Raw genomic sequence first — 20,372 nt, 5'->3', positions numbered from 1 at the left:
TTCGTCCATCACCAGTTGTACGAAACAGTCCCAAGCAGTGTACGACTGTCACCCCAGTAGCAGCGGCCCGCGTCGTTGCAGCCAGAAACATACTCCTTGTCGAACAGGTTCTTGGCGTTCACGTCCACTGACCAGTGCTTGTCGATCTGATAGCCGACGGCTGCGTCCACCAGAGTGACGCTCCCAGCATCCAGCTTTCCGTACAGGCTTGGCTGGGTGTAAGAAAACGTACTGTCGAAATAGCGCACACCGCCGCCCAGGGACAAGCCCTTGAGTTGGCCATCGAGGAAGCGGTACTTGCCCCACACCGAGGCCTGGTTGCGCGGAACCCCCGTCATCTGATGCCCCTCGACCAGCGAGGTAGCCGAGTCCTTGGTAATACGAGCGTCAGTGTAGGTGTAGGCTGCGGTCACATTCAGGTTGGGCGTGATGTTGCTGTTCACCTCGACCTCGGCCCCTTTGGCCCGGCTTTCGCCCACCTGGCGGTAGCTGTTGGTGGTGGCGTCGAGGTAGGTGTCGTCTTCCTTGCGCAAGTCATACACCGACAGGGTCATCGCCGTATCCCAGCCGACCGGTTCGTACTTCACACCCACTTCGTACTGACTGCTGGTGATCGGTTTCAACGGTGAGCCGGCGTTGGAGATCTGCTGTACGGGCACAAATGCGGTGGAGTAGCTCACGTACGGTGTCAGGCCGTTGTCGAACTGGTACATCACCCCGCCCTGGTAGGTAAACTTGCGGTCTTCGGAGCCGGTGTTGCTGGCCTTGTTGACCTTGTCGCGGAAATCACTGTCGACCCAGTCCTGGCGGCCGCCCAGCAGGAACAACCAGTGGTCATACTTGCTCTGGATTTGTGCATAAACACCCTTCATCTGCTGCTCGAGCAAGGTGTTTTGCACAGCCACCGGGGTAAGCGGCTCACGCAGGTACACGGGGTTATACACATTGATGGTGCCGGCGAAGCCTGCGTCCCAATCCTGGTTGAACGAAGTGCGGTCATAACTGGCGCCGAACAGCACCGTATTTTCCAGGTCCCCTACCTGGAATTTGCCTTCCAACTGGTTATCCAGGGAGTAGACCATCGACTTGTTGTAGCGGTCGTAGGCCGTCATGTTCAATTGGGTGCCGAAACCGCCATTGTTCAATGTGCCCGGCCAGGTTTCGTGACGGTTGATGCGCGATTGCATGTACCGCGAGTTCTGGCGGAACTGCCACTCATCATTGAAGCTGTGGCTGAATTCGTAGCCGCTGCTCCAGGCTTCACGTTCGAACGTATTCCAGTCCGGGTCGCCGAGCATGGTGTGCTTGGACAGCTTTCCGTTCGGATTTGTAAGCAAGGTCCCCGCGGCGGGTAGGCCGAGTTCCAGATTGGTGTGGTCCTTTTGGTAATTGGCCAACAGCGTGAGCGTGTTGAAGTCGTCGAAATTCAGGGTCAATGAAGGCGCGATGTACAGGCGATCATCAGGAACATGGTCAGTCTGCGTATCGGACTTGCGGCCGAGCATCACCACCCGGCCAAGGATGTTGCCGCTGTCGTTGAGTGGACCAGAGATATCCACACCCAACTGACGCCGATTATTCGAGCCATAACCGAGCTGCACTTCACCTTGCGGCGTGGCAGTCGGATGTTTGCTCACCAGGTTCACTAAACCGCCAGGCGCGTTTTCACCGTACAGCAGGGAAGAGGGCCCACGGAAAATTTCGACCCGCTCCAGGCCATAAGGCTCACTGGTGGTGTCGTACCGATTGCCTTGTACACGCAGGCCATCTCGCAGCAGGCCGTAGCCGTAATCCGTGGCATTGAAACCGCGGATGAAGAACAAGTCACCCGCGAGACCGTCGCCAGCAGCAAAGGGCGGCGCGAAGATACCTGGCACGTAGCCCAATACTTCAGTCAGGGACTGCGACTTCTGGTCCTTGATGCGCTGGCCGGTGACGACCGATACCGAACGCGGTGTTTCCGACAGAGGCGTGCTGGTCTTGGTGCCGATACGGCTGTTTTGCGCTTTGTAGCCCACATCCCCGGCAATCTCTTGATTGAACCCAGCCTGTTGATAAGTGCTGACCGTGGTGGGCGCGAGCGTGAGTTGCCCTGTAGGAATGGCCTGCAGGACATAGCTGCCTGGCGCCTGGACTACCGCTTGTAACCCCGAGTTCTGCAGCAACAGTGCAAAGCCTTGCTCAACCGAATAGTCACCTTCCAGCCCGGTGGTGTTCAAGCGCGCGGTTTGTTGGGGCGAGAAAGACAGAATCACATTCGCCCTGGCGGCAAATTGGCTCAAGGCATTGTCCAGGGGACCGGCCGCAATGGCGTAATGCTGCACCGCGCTGGCGGCCATGGCGTCACTGGATAGCAAAACACCGGCTGTGGCTGCTGTGCCGAGCAGCAGGCTGCACGTCATACCGTGGTAGGAAAGTCGCTGGCGGAGCTTGGTGCGAAGGCGCATAGGTGGGTAAGCCCTGAAGGTGGCGTCGTGATTACCTTTAGGGCCGTGCCAGGTAAAAAAAAGATAACCCCTTGTGAGGATATTTTTTGCGATCAAGCGATTCGCTTCACCGAAACCCAATAGCGCGTGAAGTATTTCACCTGAATGGGCAAGGTTGCCTGCAGATTCGCCAGTACCGCATCGGTGGAGTCGAGGCGGAAAGTCCCGGAAACACGTAGGCGTGCACTAGCCAAGTCGCATTTCAGGACGCCGGGACGGTAGCGGGCAAGGTCTTCGATCACATCCCCGAGGCGAGCATCCAATACGATCAGCTGGCCATCGACCCAGGCAGCCTGGGACCCGCTATACGTGTGGCCAAGCCCTATGTTTTGACGATCAAAGTCAGCGCTTTCACCGGCACCGAGCAGTCGAGCATGGTTGGGCCGGTCACCAGGGGCGACACTTACGCGATCCTCCAGAACACCGACACGCGTGGAATCTGGCAACTGGCGCACTGTAAACCGAGTACCCAGAGCCTGGACTCGGCCTTGGCGGGTTTCGACATAAAAGGGCGTTTGCCCGCCCAGCTTGCCGGTGTGGATAAGTACTTCACCTTCACGCAGCCGGATCAAACGTTGGCGCCCGTCGAAGATCACGTCAATCGCCGTGCTGGTATTCAGATCAATCCGTGTGCCGTCAGCCAATGCGATACGCCGGCGCTCACCCACGGACGTCCGGTAGTCGGCCCATACATTGCCCAGGGAGGTGTGTTGCTGGACATTCCAGCCCAGGTACCCGGTACCGCCCATTACCAGCATCCACTTCAATACCTGACGACGTTGTTGTGTGGTCGATAATGCCCGGCGGGTGAAATCCTGGGGCAGGGCGCCGAGACTGCGCTGCAATTGCTCCATCTGGTTCCACGCCGCCTGATGGGACGGATCGCCGTTGAGCCATTGTTGCCAGGCAAGGCGTTCAGCGGCCGTAGGCGTTTGGGATTGAAACTGTACATACCAGTTAGCAGCGGCCTCGAAGGTCTTGCGATCGGGGGCGGCCATTACAGGCTGGCCATGATCAGCGAGCATTCAGTCAATGAACGGATCATGTGCTTCTTCACCGTGGTCAGCGACACCTGCAGTTGATCGGCGATCTGTTGATAAGTCAGCCCTTCGATCTGCGACAACAGGAAGATCCGTCGCGCTCGCTCACCGAGGCCGGACAGGGCTTTATCCACAGCCACCAGCGTCTCGATGATGATGGCTTTGTCTTCTTCACTGATGGCCGTGGCTTCAGGCCGTTCGGCCAAGGTTTGCTTGTAGGCCTGCTCGATGGCATGCCGGCGATAACGATCAATCACCAGGCCCCTGGCGATGGTTGCCAGATAGTCACGCGGTTCAACGATCTGAGCTGCATGCCGCCCAACCAGAATGCGCACGAACGTATCGTGCGCCACATCGGCTGCATCGCAGGCGTTATGCAACTTACCTTTGAGCCACCCGTGCAACCAGGAATGGTGCTGCTCGTAGATGTTCTGAACCGCAGCCGTGTGTGAAGAAGGAGACATAGGGCATGACAAGGCAGGTTAATGATAATCGCTATTATTAACTGCCTGGCTGTTTTCTCACAATAGATCTCTTTTTAACGTGCTCACCCCCGAATAGAAAGATTCGGTTGGCTTCGCCGTGGGCGAAATTCACATCATTGCACGGATTTCTGTGGATTAAGCTCTGTGAATAACCGCCCCTGTGCCCAGTTGATAACAGGGCTCGAAACCTGAGTAAAAACCCCTCTGTGGATAACCACCTGTTTAATCCACAGGCTTAAAGCACTTATCCAAGGGTCTCGTTGGCACATGAACACAGACTTTTGAATCGCTGTACACATTGTAAATAAAGGCCTGTAGAGATCTATCCACAGAAACGGTGCCCAGTAGAAATAAACATAAAAACAAAGATTTAATAAATTTCTCTCTTTTAATTTCTATTGTCTGTGATTCATCCACAGCTGGTTAAATTTTGTGCAAAGGGTTCTTTAGGAAGGGCGAAGTCCCTATACTTGCCGCCAAAGCTCCAAAACCCTTTCAACAAACAATTCCTGATTACCTACATAAGCAGGCACGAGGTGCGTGGTGGATTTCCCTTCCCGTTTTGAAGTGATCGTCATCGGCGGCGGTCATGCCGGTACCGAGGCAGCACTGGCGTCAGCACGCATGGGCGTAAAAACCCTGTTGCTGACGCATAACGTGGAAACCCTCGGGGCCATGAGTTGCAACCCCGCCATTGGTGGGATCGGCAAAAGCCATCTGGTCAAGGAAATCGACGCCCTTGGTGGCGTGATGGCCGAGGCTACCGACAAGGGTGGTATTCAATTTCGCGTGCTCAACAGCCGCAAAGGCCCGGCCGTGCGTGCCACTCGGGCCCAGGCAGACCGCATCCTGTACAAAGCCGCGGTCCGCGAAACCCTGGAAAACCAGTCCAACCTGTGGATATTTCAACAAGCCGCCGATGACTTGATCGTCGAACAGGACGTGGTTCGCGGTGTAGTTACCCAAATGGGCCTGCGTTTCTTCGCAGAATCCGTGGTGTTGACCACCGGTACGTTCCTCGGTGGACTTATCCACATCGGCATGCAGAACTATTCGGGTGGCCGCGCCGGTGATCCTCCGTCGATTGCCCTGGCAAAACGCCTGCGCGAATTGCCGCTGCGCGTGGGTCGCCTGAAAACCGGGACCCCGCCGCGTATCGACGGGCGTTCCGTGGATTTCTCGGTGATGACCGAACAAGCAGGCGATACTCCGATCCCGGTGATGTCGTTCATGGGTTCCAAGGAGCAGCACCCCAAACAGGTGAGCTGCTGGATTACCCATACCAATGCGCGCACTCACGAAATCATTGCCGCGAACCTCGACCGTTCGCCGATGTACTCCGGGGTAATCGAAGGTATTGGCCCACGTTACTGCCCGTCGATCGAAGACAAGATCCACCGCTTTGCCGACAAGGAAAGCCACCAGGTCTTCATCGAGCCGGAAGGTCTGACTACCCACGAGCTGTACCCGAACGGGATTTCCACTTCCCTGCCGTTCGATGTACAAATCCAGATCGTGCAATCGATTCGCGGCATGGAAAACGCACACATCGTGCGTCCGGGCTACGCCATCGAATACGACTACTTCGATCCGCGTGACCTGAAGTACAGCCTGGAAACCAAGGTTATCGGCGGCCTGTTCTTCGCCGGGCAAATCAACGGCACCACCGGCTACGAAGAAGCCGGCGCCCAGGGTTTGCTGGCCGGGACCAACGCCGCATTGCGTGCACAAGGCAAAGACAGCTGGTGCCCGCGGCGCGATGAAGCGTATATCGGCGTGTTGGTCGACGACCTGATTACCCTGGGAACCCAGGAACCGTATCGGATGTTCACTTCCCGAGCGGAATACCGCCTGATCCTGCGCGAAGACAACGCCGACCTGCGCCTGACCGAAAAAGGCCGTGAACTGGGCCTGGTCGACGATGCGCGCTGGGCGGCTTTCTGCAAAAAACGCGAAAGCATCGAGCTTGAAGAGCAGCGCTTGAAAAGTACCTGGGTTCGCCCCGGGACCGAGCAGGGCGACGCGATTGCGGAAAAATTCGGCACGCCGCTGACTCATGAATACAACCTGCTGAACCTGCTGTCCCGTCCGGAAATCGACTACGCTGGCCTGGTCGAAGTGACCGGCGGTGGCGCCGATGATCCACAGGTTGCCGAGCAGGTCGAAATCAAGACCAAGTACGCCGGTTACATTGATCGCCAGCAGGACGAGATCGCTCGTCTGCGCGCCAGTGAAGACACCAGGCTGCCTGTGGATATCGATTACACCGGTATTTCCGGATTGTCGAAAGAAATCCAAAGCAAGCTGGGGATAACTCGCCCCGAGACCCTCGGCCAGGCTTCACGTATCCCCGGCGTCACCCCGGCAGCCATTTCGCTGTTGATGATTCATTTGAAAAAACGCGGCGCGGGCCGTCAGTTGGAGCAAAGCGCTTGAGTTCGTTGGTCACCTCGCAACACGCCGAAGAGTTATCCACAGGTGCGCGCCAATTGGGCGTGGACTTGACCGAGGCCCAGCACGATTTGCTGCTGGGCTACCTGGCCCTGTTGATCAAATGGAACAAGGCTTACAACCTGACGGCTGTGCGTGACCCCGACGAAATGGTTTCCCGTCACTTGCTCGACAGTCTGAGCGTGATTCCGTTTATCGAAAACGGTCGTTGGCTCGATGTCGGCAGTGGTGGCGGTATGCCTGGCATTCCACTGGCTATCCTGTTTCCTGAATCGCAAGTGACCTGCCTGGACAGCAACGGCAAGAAAACCCGCTTCCTGACCCAGGTCAAACTCGAACTCAAGCTGGATAACCTGCACGTTATCCACAGTCGCGTCGAAGCCTTCACGCCTGAGTTGCCCTTCAACGGAATTGTTTCCCGGGCGTTCAGCAGCATGGAGAACTTCAGCAACTGGACCCGTCACCTGGGCGACCGCGACACCCGCTGGCTGGCAATGAAGGGCGTCCATCCAAGCGATGAGCTGTTAGCATTGCCAGCAGACTTCCACCTCGATAGCGAACACGCCTTGGCCGTACCCGGTTGCCAAGGCCAACGCCATCTGCTGATACTGCGCCGCACGGCATGATTGGGAACACAAGCAAGAATGGCTAAGGTATTCGCGATAGCGAACCAGAAAGGTGGCGTGGGCAAAACCACCACCTGCATCAACCTCGCAGCATCCCTGGTCGCCACCAAGCGTCGGGTGCTGTTGATCGATCTCGATCCACAGGGCAACGCCACCATGGGTAGCGGTGTGGATAAACACGGCTTGGAAAACTCGGTCTACGACTTGCTGATTGGCGAGTGCGACCTGGCCCAGGCCATGCACTACTCCGAGCATGGCGGTTATCAACTGCTGCCGGCCAACCGCGATTTGACTGCGGCGGAAGTGGTGCTGCTGGAAATGCAGATGAAGGAAAGCCGTCTGCGCAGCGCTTTGGCACCGATCCGCGAGAACTACGACTACATTTTGATCGACTGCCCACCGTCGCTGTCGATGCTCACGCTTAACGCATTGGTGGCTGCCGATGGGGTGATTATCCCCATGCAGTGCGAGTACTACGCGCTGGAAGGGTTGAGCGACCTTGTGGATAACATCAAGCGTATTGCCGAGCTGCTCAACCCGAACCTGCAGATCGAAGGCCTGCTGCGGACCATGTTCGATCCGCGCCTGAGCCTGATGAACGATGTGTCGGCGCAGCTCAAGGAACACTTTGGCGACCAGCTGTACGACACCGTGATTCCACGCAACATCCGCCTGGCCGAAGCGCCAAGCTATGGCATGCCCGCGCTGGCGTATGACAAATCATCCCGTGGCGCCATTGCCTACCTGGCATTGGCCGGCGAGATGGTTCGTCGTCAACGCCGCAACTCACGCACCGCTGCAGCCCAGCCAACTTAAGGAATCCCCATGGCCGTCAAGAAACGAGGTCTCGGACGTGGACTGGATGCACTGCTGAGTGGTCCGACCGTCACATCGCTTGAAGAACAAGCGGTGCAGGCTGACGAACGCGAGCTGCAGCACCTGCCCCTGGACCTGATCCAGCGCGGCAAATACCAGCCACGCCGGGACATGGACCCCCAGGCCCTGGAAGAACTGGCCAATTCGATCAAGGCCCAGGGCGTGATGCAGCCGATTGTGGTGCGCCCGATTGGCGGCGGCCGCTTTGAAATCATCGCTGGTGAACGCCGCTGGCGCGCCAGCCAGCAGGCGGGCAAGGACACCATCCCTGCGATGGTGCGCGATGTACCGGATGAAACCGCCATCGCCATGGCGTTGATCGAGAATATCCAGCGTGAAGACCTCAATCCCATCGAGGAAGCGATCGCCTTGCAGCGTTTGCAGCAGGAATTCCAGCTGACCCAGCAACAGGTCGCCGAGGCCGTGGGTAAATCCCGTGTCACCGTGTCCAACTTGCTGCGCCTGATCGCGCTGCCGGAAGTCATCAAGACCATGTTGTCCCATGGCGACCTCGAGATGGGCCACGCCCGTGCTTTGCTCGGTTTGCCGGAAAATCAACAGGTTGAAGGGGCGCGACACGTTGTCGCACGAGGGCTCACCGTTCGTCAGACCGAGGCCCTGGTTCGCCAGTGGCTCAGCGGCAAACCTGCACCGGTCGAAACGGCCAAACCTGATCCGGATATTGCGCGTCTTGAGCAGCGCCTGGCCGAGCGCCTGGGCTCTGCGGTACAAATTCGCCACGGCAAGAAAGGCAAAGGGCAATTGGTCATCGGATATAACTCCCTTGATGAGCTTCAGGGCGTCCTTGCCCACATCCGCTGAAACATTTGCTTATGTAGCGCGTGATCGGAAATCACTACCCGGCAGTTGAATAGGGGCAGAACCGCCCCTATACTCTGCGCGCATTTTGTCGGCACAAATTATGCCAAGTTATTGATTTCCGGCAGCCGACTATTGAGGAGCAAGAGTGATGGAAACCCGCACGCCAAACACGTTGCCCTTCCATCGCTTGGCTGTTTTTCCGGTTTTATTGGCTCAATTTGTCATTTTGCTGATCGCCGCATTGGCGCTTTGGTACTGGCATGGAGTCGTAGCCGGATATTCAGGACTTTGCGGAGGCCTGATAGCCTTGCTGCCCAATATGTATTTTGCTCACAGGGCCTTTCGGTTTTCCGGCGCCCGAGCAGCCCAGGCTATCGTCCGGTCTTTTTATGCCGGCGAGGCGGGGAAACTGATTTTGACGGCAGTGCTGTTTGCACTGACCTTTGCAGGTGTGAAGCCATTGGCGCCGCTGGCTGTATTCGGCGTCTTCGTGTTGACCCAACTGGTCAGCTGGTTCGCTCCCCTGCTGATGAAAACAAGACTTTCGAAACCTTAGGGCGTTTGAGGCAACCATGGCAGAAACAACCGCTTCGGGCTATATCCAGCACCACTTGCAGAACCTGACCTTCGGTCAGCTTCCCAACGGCGGCTGGGGCTTTGCCCACTCCGCAGCAGAAGCAAAAGAAATGGGCTTCTGGGCTTTCCACCTGGATACTCTGGGCTGGTCGGTCGCTTTGGGTCTGATCTTCGTCCTGATTTTCCGCATGGCGGCAAAGAAGGCGACTTCCGGTCAGCCAGGTGCTTTGCAGAACTTCGTTGAAGTACTGGTCGAATTCGTCGATGGCAGCGTGAAAGACAGCTTCCATGGCCGTAGCCCGGTGATTGCACCGTTGGCACTGACCATCTTCGTCTGGGTGTTCCTGATGAACGCCGTCGACCTGATCCCGGTTGACTGGATTCCTCAGTTGGCCATGGCGATTTCCGGCGACCCGCACATTCCATTCCGTGCCGTATCGACCACTGACCCGAACGCTACCCTGGGCATGGCCCTGTCGGTATTTGCGTTGATCATTTTCTACAGCATCAAGATCAAGGGCATCGGCGGCTTCATCGGCGAACTGACCCTGCACCCGTTCGGCAGCAAGAACATCTTTGTTCAAGCCCTGCTGATCCCGGTGAACTTCCTGCTGGAATTCGTCACCCTGATCGCCAAGCCGATCTCCCTGGCCCTGCGACTGTTCGGCAACATGTATGCCGGCGAGCTGGTGTTCATTCTGATCGCTGTGATGTTCGGCAGCGGCCTGCTCTGGCTTAGCGGCCTGGGCATTGTTCTGCAGTGGGCGTGGGCTGTGTTCCACATCCTGATCATCACCCTGCAGGCCTTCATCTTCATGATGCTGACCATCGTCTACCTGTCGATGGCGCACGAAGAGAACCATTAAGGCCAGTCTCGACTAGTCTGATGTCCTTCCCGGTGAAACGGGAAGGTGGCCCACCAGGGCTATGAAACGATTTGTTTTACCGCTTTAAAATCTAAAAAACCTAAACCATACGACGTAAAAGTCGGGAGGAAAGATGGAAACTGTAGTTGGTCTAACCGCTATCGCTGTTGCACTGTTGATCGGCCTGGGCGCCCTGGGTACTGCCATTGGTTTCGGCCTGCTGGGCGGCAAGTTCCTGGAAGGCGCAGCGCGTCAGCCAGAAATGGTTCCAATGCTGCAAGTTAAAATGTTCATCGTTGCCGGCCTGCTCGACGCCGTGACCATGATCGGCGTTGGTATCGCTCTGTTCTTCACCTTCGCGAACCCCTTCGTTGGTCAACTCGCCGGTTAATCACTCGTTTTTCGAGTGATTGGTGTGTTGTGCAACGAATGAGCGAGGTATTGGCGTGAACATTAATGCAACCATTATTGGTCAGTCCTTAGCGTTCTTGATTTTTGTCGTTTTCTGCATGAAGTTCGTATGGCCTCCGGTCATCGCAGCTTTGCACGAACGTCAAAAGAAGATCGCGGATGGACTGGACGCTGCCGCACGAGCAGCTCGCGACCTGGAGTTGGCCCAAGATAAAGCGGGTCAGCAACTGCGCGAAGCGAAAGCTCAAGCAGCCGAAATCATTGAGCAAGCCAAGAAACGCGGTAACCAGATTGTTGAAGAGGCTGTTGAAAAAGCCCGTATCGACGCTGACCGTGTGAAGGTTCAGGCTCAAGCCGAGATCGAGCAGGAACTGAACGGTGTCAAAGATGCGCTGCGTGCCCAACTGGGTGCTCTGGCCGTCGGCGGTGCTGAGAAGATCCTGGGTGCCACAATTGATCAAAACGCGCACGCGGAGCTGGTTAACAAACTGGCTGCTGAAATTTAAGCGAGGGCGATCATGGCAGAATTGACCACGTTGGCCCGACCTTACGCTAAGGCAGCCTTCGAGCACGCCCAGGCCCACCAGCAGCTGGCCTCTTGGTCAGCCATGCTCGGCCTGGCTGCAGCAGTGTCGCAAGACGGCACCATGCAGCGCGTGCTCAAGGCCCCGCGACTGACGAGCGCAGACAAGGCCGCCACTTTTATTGAAGTGTGCGGCGACAAGTTTGATGTGAAAGTGCAGAACTTCATCAATGTCATCGCCGAAAACGACCGTCTCCTGCTTTTGCCGGAGATTGCCGCTCTGTTCGACCTGTACAAGGCCGAGCAAGAGAAATCGGTAGACGTTGAAGTGACCAGTGCTTTTGCATTGAACCAAGAACAGCAAGACAAACTCGCCAAGGTTCTCAGTGCACGACTCGACCGGGAAGTGCGCCTGCAAGTTGCGGAAGACCCATCCCTTATTGGGGGTGTTGTCATTCGCGCCGGCGACCTGGTTATCGATGGCTCGATTCGCGGCAAACTCGCGAATCTTGCCGAAGCATTGAAATCTTGAGTTTGAAGGGGCAGCAGAGCAATGCAGCAACTCAATCCTTCCGAAATAAGTGAAATTATCAAGGGCCGCATCGACAAGCTCGATGTGACCTCCCAAGCCCGTAACGAAGGCACTGTCGTCAGCGTATCTGACGGCATCGTGCGGATTCACGGTCTGGCCGACGTTATGTACGGCGAGATGATCGAGTTTCCGGGCGGCGTCTACGGTATGGCCCTCAACCTGGAGCAAGACTCCGTAGGTGCCGTTGTATTGGGCGCGTACACCAGTCTGGCTGAAGGCATGAGCGCCAAGTGCACTGGCCGCATCCTGGAGGTTCCGGTTGGTAAGGAATTGCTGGGTCGTGTAGTCGACGCACTGGGTAACCCTGTTGACGGTAAAGGTCCACTGGGCAACACCGAGACCGACGCGGTCGAGAAAGTTGCTCCAGGCGTGATCTGGCGTAAGTCGGTAGACCAGCCTGTACAGACTGGCTACAAGGCTGTCGATGCCATGATCCCAGTCGGCCGTGGCCAGCGTGAGCTGATCATCGGTGACCGTCAGATCGGTAAAACCGCTCTGGCGATCGACGCGATCATCAACCAGAAGAACAGCGGCATTTTCTGCGTCTACGTAGCGATCGGTCAGAAGCAATCGACCATCGCCAACGTGGTTCGCAAGCTGGAAGAAAACGGCGCCCTGGCCAACACGATCATCGTGGCTGCCAGTGCTTCGGAATCTCCTGCGCTGCAATTCCTGGCACCGTACTCCGGTTGCACCATGGGTGAATTCTTCCGCGACCGCGGTGAAGACGCGCTGATCGTTTATGACGATCTGTCCAAGCAAGCAGTGGCTTACCGCCAGATTTCCCTGCTGCTGCGCCGTCCACCAGGCCGTGAAGCCTACCCAGGCGACGTGTTCTATCTCCACTCCCGTCTGCTGGAGCGCGCATCCCGCGTTTCGGAAGAGTACGTAGAGAAGTTCACCAACGGCGCAGTGACCGGCAAAACCGGTTCCCTGACCGCACTTCCGATCATCGAAACCCAGGCTGGCGACGTTTCCGCGTTCGTTCCGACCAACGTGATTTCCATCACCGACGGTCAGATCTTCCTGGAATCGGCCATGTTCAACTCGGGCATCCGCCCTGCAGTGAACGCCGGTGTTTCGGTATCCCGTGTGGGTGGTGCCGCTCAGACCAAGATCATCAAGAAGCTCTCCGGTGGTATCCGTACCGCTCTGGCTCAGTACCGTGAACTGGCGGCATTCGCCCAGTTCGCTTCTGACCTGGACGAAGCGACCCGTAAGCAACTTGAGCATGGTCAGCGCGTTACCGAGCTGATGAAGCAGAAGCAATACGCCCCAATGTCGATCGCTGACATGGCGTTGTCGCTGTATGCCGCTGAGCGTGGGTTCCTGACCGACGTTGAAATCGCCAAGGTCGGCAGCTTTGAACAAGCGCTGATTGCTTACTTCAACCGCGATCACGCCGAATTGATGGCGAAGATCAACGTGAAGGGTGACTTCAATGACGATATCGACGCTGGCATGAAAGCCGGTATCGAGAAGTTCAAGGCCACCCAAACCTGGTAAGCCGCAGCGGGAGCCGCAAGGCTCCCGCTTGCTAACCTGATAGGTGTTACATGGCAGGCGCAAAAGAGATTCGCAGTAAGATTGCGAGCATCAAAAGCACGCAAAAAATTACCAGCGCCATGGAAAAAGTGGCGGTCAGCAAAATGCGCAAGGCACAAATGCGCATGGCTGCTAGCCGTCCTTATGCGGAGCGTATCCGCCAGGTAATTGGGCATCTGGCCAACGCCAACCCGGAATACCGCCACCCCTTCATGATCGAGCGCGCCGTCAAGCGTGTGGGTTATGTGGTAGTGAGCAGTGACCGTGGTTTGTGCGGTGGTTTGAATACCAACCTGTTCAAGGCCCTGGTCAAGGACATGGCGGTAAACCGCGAAAACGGCGTCGAGATCGATCTGTGTGTTGTTGGTAGCAAGGGTGCGGCCTTTTTCCGCAACTTCGGCGGTAACGTCGTTGCAGCTATCAGCCACCTGGGTGAAGAGCCGTCGATCAATGATTTGATCGGCAGTGTGAAGGTGATGCTGGATGCGTACCTGGAAGGCCGGATTGACCGCCTCTCCGTGGTATCCAACAAGTTCATCAACACCATGACCCAGCAGCCAACCGTGGAGCAATTGATTCCACTGGTGGCGACTCCGGATCAGGAACTCAAGCACCACTGGGACTACCTCTACGAACCAGACGCCAAAGAGCTGCTTGACGGCTTGATGGTGCGCTACGTGGAGTCGCAGGTGTACCAGGCGGTGGTCGAGAACAACGCAGCTGAACAAGCGGCGCGGATGATCGCGATGAAAAACGCTACCGATAACGCCGGTGATCTGATCAGCGATTTGCAGCTGATCTACAACAAGGCGCGTCAGGCTGCGATCACCCAAGAGATCTCGGAAATCGTCGGCGGCGCTGCCGCGGTTTAACGGTTCAAATATTCAGAGGATCCAGCTATGAGTAGCGGACGTATCGTTCAAATCATCGGCGCCGTTATCGACGTGGAATTTCCACGCGACAGCGTACCGAGCATCTACAACGCGCTGAAAGTACAAGGCGCGGAAACTACTCTGGAAGTTCAGCAGCAGCTGGGCGACGGCGTAGTTCGTACCATTGCGATGGGTTCCACCGAAGGCTTGAAGCGCGGTCTGGACGTTATCGACTCTGGCGCTGCCATCTCCGTACCGGTCGGTAAAGCGACCCTGGGCCGGATCATGGACGTACTGGGCAACCCGATTGACGAAGCTGGCCCGATCGACACCGAAGAGCGCTGGGGCATTCACCGTCCGGCACCTTCGTTCGCGGAACAAGCTGGCGGCAACGACCTGCTGGAAACCGGCATCAAGGTTATCGACCTGGTTTGCCCGTTCGCCAAGGGCGGTAAAGTCGGTCTGTTCGGTGGTGCCGGTGTAGGCAAGACCGTAAACATGATGGAACTGATCCGTAACATCGCCATCGAGCACAGCGGTTATTCCGTGTTCGCCGGTGTGGGTGAGCGTACTCGTGAGGGTAACGACTTCTACCACGAGATGAAGGACTCCAACGTTCTGGACAAAGTGGCACTGGTCTACGGTCAGATGAACGAGCCGCCGGGAAACCGTCTGCGCGTAGCACTGACTGGCCTGACCATGGCAGAGAAGTTCCGTGACGAAGGTAACGACGTTCTGCTGTTCGTCGACAACATCTACCGTTACACCCTGGCCGGTACTGAAGTATCCGCACTGCTGGGCCGTATGCCTTCCGCAGTAGGTTACCAGCCGACCCTGGCTGAAGAGATGGGCGTTCTGCAGGAACGTATCACTTCGACCAAGGAAGGTTCGATCACTTCGATCCAAGCGGTATACGTACCTGCGGATGACTTGACCGACCCATCGCCTGCGACCACCTTCGCCCACTTGGACGCCACCGTCGTTCTGTCCCGTGACATCGCCTCCCTGGGTATCTACCCAGCGGTCGATCCACTCGACTCGACTTCGCGCCAGCTGGACCCGAACGTGATCGGCCAGGAGCACTACGACACCGCTCGCGGCGTTCAGTACGTGCTGCAGCGTTACAAAGAACTGAAGGACATCATTGCGATCCTGGGTATGGACGAGCTGTCGGAAGCCGACAAGCAGTTGGTAAACCGTGCTCGTAAGATCCAGCGCTTCTTGTCGCAGCCGTTCTTCGTGGCTGAAGTCTTCACCGGTGCTTCGGGTAAATACGTTTCCCTGAAAGACACCATTGCTGGCTTCAAAGGCATCCTCAACGGTGACTACGACCACCTGCCAGAACAAGCGTTCTACATGGTCGGCGGCATCGAAGAAGCGATCGAGAAAGCCAAGAAACTGTAATCCAGGCGCCCGGAAACGGGCGCTCATCAGGTTGAGGCAATCAGATGGCTATGACAGTCCATTGCGATATCGTCAGCGCGGAAGGGGAAATCTTCTCCGGTCTGGTAGAAATGGTGATTGCACACGGCGAACTCGGTGACCTGGGTATTGCCATGGGCCACGCGCCATTGATCACCAGCTTGAAGCCAGGTCCGATCACTCTGACCAAGCAAGGCGGGGAAAAGGAGGTGTTTTACATCTCCGGTGGTTTCCTTGAGGTTCAGCCGAACATGGTCAAGGTACTTGCCGACACCGTGCAACGTGCTGGCGACCTGGATGAAGCCTCCGCTCAGGAAGCCGTCAAGGCTGCCGAGAAGGCCCTGAACGAAAAGGGTGCGGACTTCGACTACAGCGCTGCTGCTGTACGTCTGGCCGAGGCTGCAGCCCAGCTGCGCACGCTCCAGCAGATCCGCAAGAAGTAAGCGGCAAAGCCGTGATGCTTATGCGCGATTGATTAAAAAGGGTAGCCTCGGCTACCCTTTTTCTTTTTTAGCAAAACACATCTTTGGTCTGAAGCCGGACCGCCCAGGATTGGTAGCCATTCATGTCTCTTGAAATCGTCATTCTCGCCGCAGGCCAGGGCACCCGCATGCGTTCGGCCCTGCCGAAGGTGCTGCACCCGGTCGCGGGCAATTCCATGCTTGGACATGTTATCCACAGCGCTCGTCAACTGGACCCGCAACGTATCCACGTGGTGATCGGCCACGGTGCTGATGTGGTGCGCGAGCGCCTGGCGGCGGATGACCTGAATTTCGTATTGCAGGACAAACAACTGGGCACTGGCCACGCCACCGCGCAAGCTGTGCCGTTCATTACCGCCGACACCGTGCTGATCCTCTACGGCGACGTGCCGCTGATCGAAGTGGAAACCCTGCAACGCCTGCTCAAGCATGTGGTGCCCGGCCAGATGGGCCTGCTCACCGTTGAGCTGGATGATCCAACGGGCTACGGGCGCATCGTGCGCGGTGCCGACGGCAAGGTCGCGGCGATCGTCGAGCACAAGGACGCCAGTGAAGCCCAGCGAGCTATCACCGAAGGCAACACCGGTATTCTCGCCGTCCCTGCCAATAAGCTCGCCGACTGGATGAGCCGCCTGTCCAACAACAACGCCCAGGGCGAGTACTACCTCACCGACGTGATCGAGATGGCCGTGAGTGATGGCCTGCTGGTCGCCACCGAACAGCCCCACGACCCGATAGAAGTGCAGGGCGCGAATGATCGCAAGCAGCTTGCAGAGCTCGAGCGTCACTACCAACTGCGTGAAGGCCGCCGCCTGATGGCCCTGGGCGTGACCCTGCGCGACCCTGCGCGTTTTGACGTACGCGGTGAGGTCACCGTGGGCCGCGATGTGCTGATCGACATCAACGTGATCCTCGAAGGCCGCGTGATCATCGAAGACGACGTGGTCATTGGCCCGAACTGCGTGATCAAGGACAGCACCCTGCGCAAGGGCGTGGTGATCAAGGCCAACAGCCATATCGACGGCGCCGTAATGGGCGAGGGCAGCGATGCCGGTCCGTTTGCGCGGTTGCGTCCGGGCACTGTGATGGGCGCCAGGGCGCACGTCGGCAATTTTGTCGAACTGAAAAATGCACGCATGGGCGACGATGCAAAGGCCGGCCACCTGGCTTACTTGGGGGATGCGGTGATCGGTGCGCGCAGCAACATCGGCGCTGGCGCAATCACCTGCAACTACGACGGTGCCAACAAGTACCAGACCACTATTGGTGAGGACGTCTTCATCGGCTCGAATAACTCGCTGATTGCACCTGTGACGATCGGTGATGGTTCAAACACTGCCGCAGGCTCAACCATCAATCAGGATGTGGATAAGTCCCAACTGGCCGTAGCCCGTGCCCGCCAACGCAATATCGACGGCTGGAAACGCCCGGTCAAAATCAAGAAAAGCTGAGTTATCCACAGCCTCATCAGCAATGCTATCCAAATGTGGGAGGGGGCTTGTCCCCCGATGGCGGATTTTCAGTCAATGTTTTAGTCGACTGATCTACTGCAATCGGGGGCAAGCCCCTTCCACATTTGAACTGCGTCGTTGGAAAAATCTGTTTCCGACGCTTGACGATATCTTCCCAATAGGTTTTGATTGCCTTCGTTATCTTTCGAAACGAAACTTATCATCACCATGTCGAAACGAAATACACCCCAACGACGCCACAACATCCTGACCTTGCTCAACGAACAGGGCGAAGTCAGCGTGGACGAATTGGCCAAGCGTTTCGAAACCTCGGAAGTCACTATCCGCAAGGACTTGGCCGCGCTCGAAAGTAACGGCCTGTTGCTGCGTCGCTACGGTGGCGCGATCACCATGCCTCAGGAACTGGTGGGCGACCCCGCCCAACCGGTCTCGGCCTACAAACGTGCGATCGCCCGTGCTGCGGTGATGCGTTTGCGTGAACACGCCCGCATCATCATCGACAGCGGCAGCACCACCGCCGCCATGATCCCGGAACTGGGCCACCAGCCCGGCCTGGTGGTCATGACCAACTCCCTGCATGTGGCCAGTGCCTTGAGCGAACTGGAACACGAACCGGTGCTGTTGATGACCGGCGGCACCTGGGACCCGCATTCGGACTCGTTCCAAGGCCAGGTCGCCGAGCAGGTGTTGCGTTCCTACGACTTTGATCAACTGTTCATCGGCGCCGACGGCATCGATCTGCAACGTGGCACCACCACCTTCAACGAATTACTGGGCCTGAGCCGTGTGATGGCTGAGGTCGCCCGCGAGGTGGTGGTGATGGTCGAATCCGACAAGATCGGCCGCAAGATTCCCAACCTGGAACTGCCCTGGAGCAGCGTCCATACCCTTATTACCGATGATCGCCTGCCGCTTGAGGCCCGCGACCAGATCCAAGCCCGCGGCATTACGCTGATATGCGCGGCAATCATCTAGGAGAAGCACCATGTGTGGAATTGTTGGCGCAGTCGCCGAACGTAACGTTACTGCCATCCTGCTCGAAGGCCTCAAGCGCCTGGAATACCGCGGCTACGACAGCGCCGGTGTGGCCGTCTTCACCAACGCTGGCAAGCTTGAGCGCATGCGCCGCCCAGGCAAGGTCAGCGAATTGGAGCTGGCGTTGGCCGGCGAACCGCTGGTAGGTCGCCTGGGGATTGCCCACACCCGCTGGGCCACCCACGGCGCACCGTGCGAGCGCAACGCCCACCCGCACTTCTCCGGTGACTTGGCCGTGGTGCACAACGGCATCATCGAAAACCACGAAGTGCTGCGCGAACAGCTCAAGAGCATGGGCTACGTGTTCACCTCGGACACCGACACCGAAGTCATCGCCCACCTGCTCAACCACAAGCTCAAGGACCACAGCGACCTGACCGCCGCCCTCAAGGCCACGGTCAAGGAACTGCACGGCGCCTATGGTCTGGCCGTGGTCAGCGCCAGCCAGCCGGACCGCGTGGTTGCCGCCCGCAGTGGCAGCCCGCTGGTGATCGGCCTGGGCCTGGGCGAGAACTTTCTCGCCTCCGACCAACTGGCCCTGCGCCAGGTGACCGACCGCTTCATGTACCTGGAGGAGGGCGATATTGCCGACATTCGCCGTGAAAGCGTGGCGATCTGGGACGTGAACGGTAATTCCGTCGAACGCGAAGCGGTGCAATACCGCGACGGTGCCGAGGCCGCTGACAAAGGCGAGTTCCGCCACTTCATGCTCAAGGAAATCCACGAACAACCGGCTGTGGTGCAGCGCACCCTGGAAGGCCGCCTTGGCGACAAGCAAGTGCTGGTCAACGCCTTCGGCCCCCAGGCCGCCGAGCTGTTCGCCAAAGTGCGCAATGTGCAGATCGTGGCCTGCGGCACCAGCTACCACGCCGGCATGGTTGCCCGTTACTGGCTGGAAGAACTGGCCGGCATCCCGTGCCAGGTCGAAGTCGCCAGTGAGTTCCGCTACCGCAAGGTGGTGGTGCAGCCCGACACGCTGTTCGTGACCATTTCCCAGTCCGGCGAAACCGCCGACACCCTGGCCGCGCTGCGCAATGCCAAGGAGCTGGGCTTCCTCGCCAGCCTGGCGATCTGCAACGTCAGCATCAGCTCCCTGGTGCGTGAGTCCGACCTGACCCTGCTGACCCAGGCCGGTCGCGAAATCGGTGTGGCGTCCACCAAAGCGTTCACCACCCAGTTGGTTGGCCTGTTGCTGCTGACCCTGTCCCTGGGCCAGGTTCGCGGCACCTTGGCTACCGGCGTCGAAGCCACCCTGGTGGAAGAACTGCGCCGCCTGCCGACCCGCCTGGGCGAAGCCTTGGCCATGGACAGCACCGTGGAAAAAGTCGCCGAGTTGTTTGCCGACAAGAACCACACCCTGTTCCTCGGCCGTGGCGCGCAGTACCCGGTGGCGATGGAAGGCTCGCTGAAGCTCAAGGAAATTTCGTACATCCACGCCGAAGCCTACCCGGCCGGTGAGCTCAAACACGGCCCGTTGGCCCTGGTGGACGACGACATGCCGGTGGTCACCGTCGCGCCGAACAACGAACTGCTGGAGAAGCTCAAGTCCAACCTGCAGGAAGTCCGCGCCCGTGGCGGCCAACTGATCGTGTTCGCCGACGAAAAAGCCGGCATGACCAACGGCGAAGGCACCCACGTCATCAACATGCCGCACATCCACGACACCCTGTCGCCGATCCTCTACACCATCCCGCTGCAACTGCTGTCGTACTACGTCGCCGTGCTCAAAGGCACCGACGTTGACCAGCCGCGCAACCTGGCGAAGTCGGTGACGGTGGAGTAACCCGCTC

Annotated in this window: 19 protein-coding genes; 16 read left to right on the top strand and 3 right to left on the bottom strand. The window is 57.9% G+C overall.

Annotation, left to right across the window (positions count from 1 at the left end; all coding sequences use genetic code 11):
* Positions 1–8: 8 nt before the first annotated feature.
* The 3 genes from NIBR502773_RS15280 to NIBR502773_RS15270 all read right to left on the bottom strand — a co-directional run bounded on the left by NIBR502773_RS15280 (position 9) and on the right by NIBR502773_RS15270 (position 3,990).
* Complete coding sequence (locus NIBR502773_RS15280) at positions 9–2,447, bottom strand: TonB-dependent siderophore receptor (protein WP_141156365.1); 2,439 nt, start codon at positions 2,445–2,447, stop codon at positions 9–11.
* Between the two features lie 92 nt (positions 2,448–2,539).
* The gene (locus NIBR502773_RS15275; protein ID WP_141156364.1) at positions 2,540–3,484 is read right to left on the bottom strand and encodes a FecR domain-containing protein; all 945 of its coding nucleotides are present in this window, start codon (positions 3,482–3,484) and stop codon (positions 2,540–2,542) included.
* Positions 3,484–3,990, bottom strand: a complete 507-nt coding sequence (locus NIBR502773_RS15270) for a sigma-70 family RNA polymerase sigma factor (protein ID WP_141156363.1) — start codon at positions 3,988–3,990, stop codon at positions 3,484–3,486. The genes NIBR502773_RS15275 and NIBR502773_RS15270 overlap by 1 nt, the downstream gene beginning before the upstream one ends.
* A gap of 564 nt (positions 3,991–4,554) precedes the next feature.
* On the opposite strand from NIBR502773_RS15270, the gene mnmG reads away from it, so the two are divergent.
* The 16 genes from mnmG to glmS all read left to right on the top strand — a co-directional run bounded on the left by mnmG (position 4,555) and on the right by glmS (position 20,365).
* Complete coding sequence (mnmG, locus tag NIBR502773_RS15265; protein WP_141156362.1) at positions 4,555–6,447, top strand: tRNA uridine-5-carboxymethylaminomethyl(34) synthesis enzyme MnmG; 1,893 nt, start codon at positions 4,555–4,557, stop codon at positions 6,445–6,447.
* Complete coding sequence (rsmG, locus tag NIBR502773_RS15260; RefSeq protein ID WP_141156361.1) at positions 6,444–7,088, top strand: 16S rRNA (guanine(527)-N(7))-methyltransferase RsmG; 645 nt, start codon at positions 6,444–6,446, stop codon at positions 7,086–7,088. The genes mnmG and rsmG overlap by 4 nt, the downstream gene beginning before the upstream one ends.
* Before the next feature lie 18 nt (positions 7,089–7,106).
* Positions 7,107–7,904, top strand: a complete 798-nt coding sequence (locus tag NIBR502773_RS15255; RefSeq protein WP_016978715.1) for a ParA family protein — start codon at positions 7,107–7,109, stop codon at positions 7,902–7,904.
* 9 nt (positions 7,905–7,913) lie between these two features.
* Positions 7,914–8,786 carry a ParB/RepB/Spo0J family partition protein gene (locus tag NIBR502773_RS15250; RefSeq protein ID WP_015886650.1) on the top strand — a complete coding sequence of 291 codons (873 nt, stop codon included), beginning with the start codon at positions 7,914–7,916 and terminating at the stop codon, positions 8,784–8,786.
* A 148-nt stretch (positions 8,787–8,934) separates the two neighbouring features.
* Positions 8,935–9,342 carry a F0F1 ATP synthase subunit I gene (locus NIBR502773_RS15245; protein ID WP_010565865.1) on the top strand — a complete coding sequence of 136 codons (408 nt, stop codon included), beginning with the start codon at positions 8,935–8,937 and terminating at the stop codon, positions 9,340–9,342.
* Positions 9,343–9,358: 16 nt separating this feature from the next.
* A complete protein-coding gene (gene atpB, locus NIBR502773_RS15240) occupies positions 9,359–10,228 on the top strand; it encodes a F0F1 ATP synthase subunit A (protein ID WP_017736231.1) in 870 nt (289 codons plus the stop codon).
* A 133-nt stretch (positions 10,229–10,361) separates the two neighbouring features.
* A complete protein-coding gene (gene atpE / locus NIBR502773_RS15235) occupies positions 10,362–10,619 on the top strand; it encodes a F0F1 ATP synthase subunit C (RefSeq protein ID WP_002555987.1) in 258 nt (85 codons plus the stop codon).
* A 55-nt stretch (positions 10,620–10,674) separates the two neighbouring features.
* Entirely contained in the window at positions 10,675–11,145 is a 471-nt protein-coding gene (locus NIBR502773_RS15230) for a F0F1 ATP synthase subunit B (RefSeq protein WP_008439543.1), read from the top strand.
* A 12-nt stretch (positions 11,146–11,157) separates the two neighbouring features.
* Positions 11,158–11,694 carry a F0F1 ATP synthase subunit delta gene (locus NIBR502773_RS15225; RefSeq protein ID WP_027608176.1) on the top strand — a complete coding sequence of 179 codons (537 nt, stop codon included), beginning with the start codon at positions 11,158–11,160 and terminating at the stop codon, positions 11,692–11,694.
* A gap of 21 nt (positions 11,695–11,715) precedes the next feature.
* On the top strand, positions 11,716–13,260 hold the full coding sequence (gene atpA / locus NIBR502773_RS15220) for a F0F1 ATP synthase subunit alpha (RefSeq protein ID WP_003177064.1): 1,545 nt from the start codon (positions 11,716–11,718) through the stop codon (positions 13,258–13,260).
* A gap of 50 nt (positions 13,261–13,310) precedes the next feature.
* Positions 13,311–14,171 (top strand): F0F1 ATP synthase subunit gamma, encoded by an 861-nt coding sequence (gene atpG, locus NIBR502773_RS15215; RefSeq protein ID WP_003195829.1) that lies wholly within the window; start codon positions 13,311–13,313, stop codon positions 14,169–14,171.
* 27 nt (positions 14,172–14,198) lie between these two features.
* Positions 14,199–15,575: a F0F1 ATP synthase subunit beta gene (gene atpD / locus NIBR502773_RS15210; protein ID WP_003177062.1), complete on the top strand. Its 1,377-nt coding sequence runs from the start codon at positions 14,199–14,201 to the stop codon at positions 15,573–15,575.
* A 44-nt stretch (positions 15,576–15,619) separates the two neighbouring features.
* Complete coding sequence (locus NIBR502773_RS15205) at positions 15,620–16,036, top strand: F0F1 ATP synthase subunit epsilon (protein ID WP_003177061.1); 417 nt, start codon at positions 15,620–15,622, stop codon at positions 16,034–16,036.
* A 122-nt stretch (positions 16,037–16,158) separates the two neighbouring features.
* The gene (gene glmU / locus NIBR502773_RS15200) at positions 16,159–17,526 is read left to right on the top strand and encodes a bifunctional UDP-N-acetylglucosamine diphosphorylase/glucosamine-1-phosphate N-acetyltransferase GlmU (RefSeq protein ID WP_141156360.1); all 1,368 of its coding nucleotides are present in this window, start codon (positions 16,159–16,161) and stop codon (positions 17,524–17,526) included.
* 228 nt (positions 17,527–17,754) lie between these two features.
* Entirely contained in the window at positions 17,755–18,522 is a 768-nt protein-coding gene (locus NIBR502773_RS15195; protein ID WP_027608178.1) for a DeoR/GlpR family DNA-binding transcription regulator, read from the top strand.
* 10 nt (positions 18,523–18,532) lie between these two features.
* Positions 18,533–20,365 (top strand): glutamine--fructose-6-phosphate transaminase (isomerizing), encoded by a 1,833-nt coding sequence (gene glmS, locus NIBR502773_RS15190; protein WP_141156359.1) that lies wholly within the window; start codon positions 18,533–18,535, stop codon positions 20,363–20,365.
* Positions 20,366–20,372: the final 7 nt, after the last annotated feature.

It is taken from the genome of Pseudomonas sp. NIBRBAC000502773, from assembly GCF_006517195.1.
GTDB classification, from domain to species: Bacteria; Pseudomonadota; Gammaproteobacteria; order Pseudomonadales; family Pseudomonadaceae; genus Aquipseudomonas; species Aquipseudomonas marginalis.
This window is presented reverse-complemented; position numbering and strand designations above follow the sequence as displayed.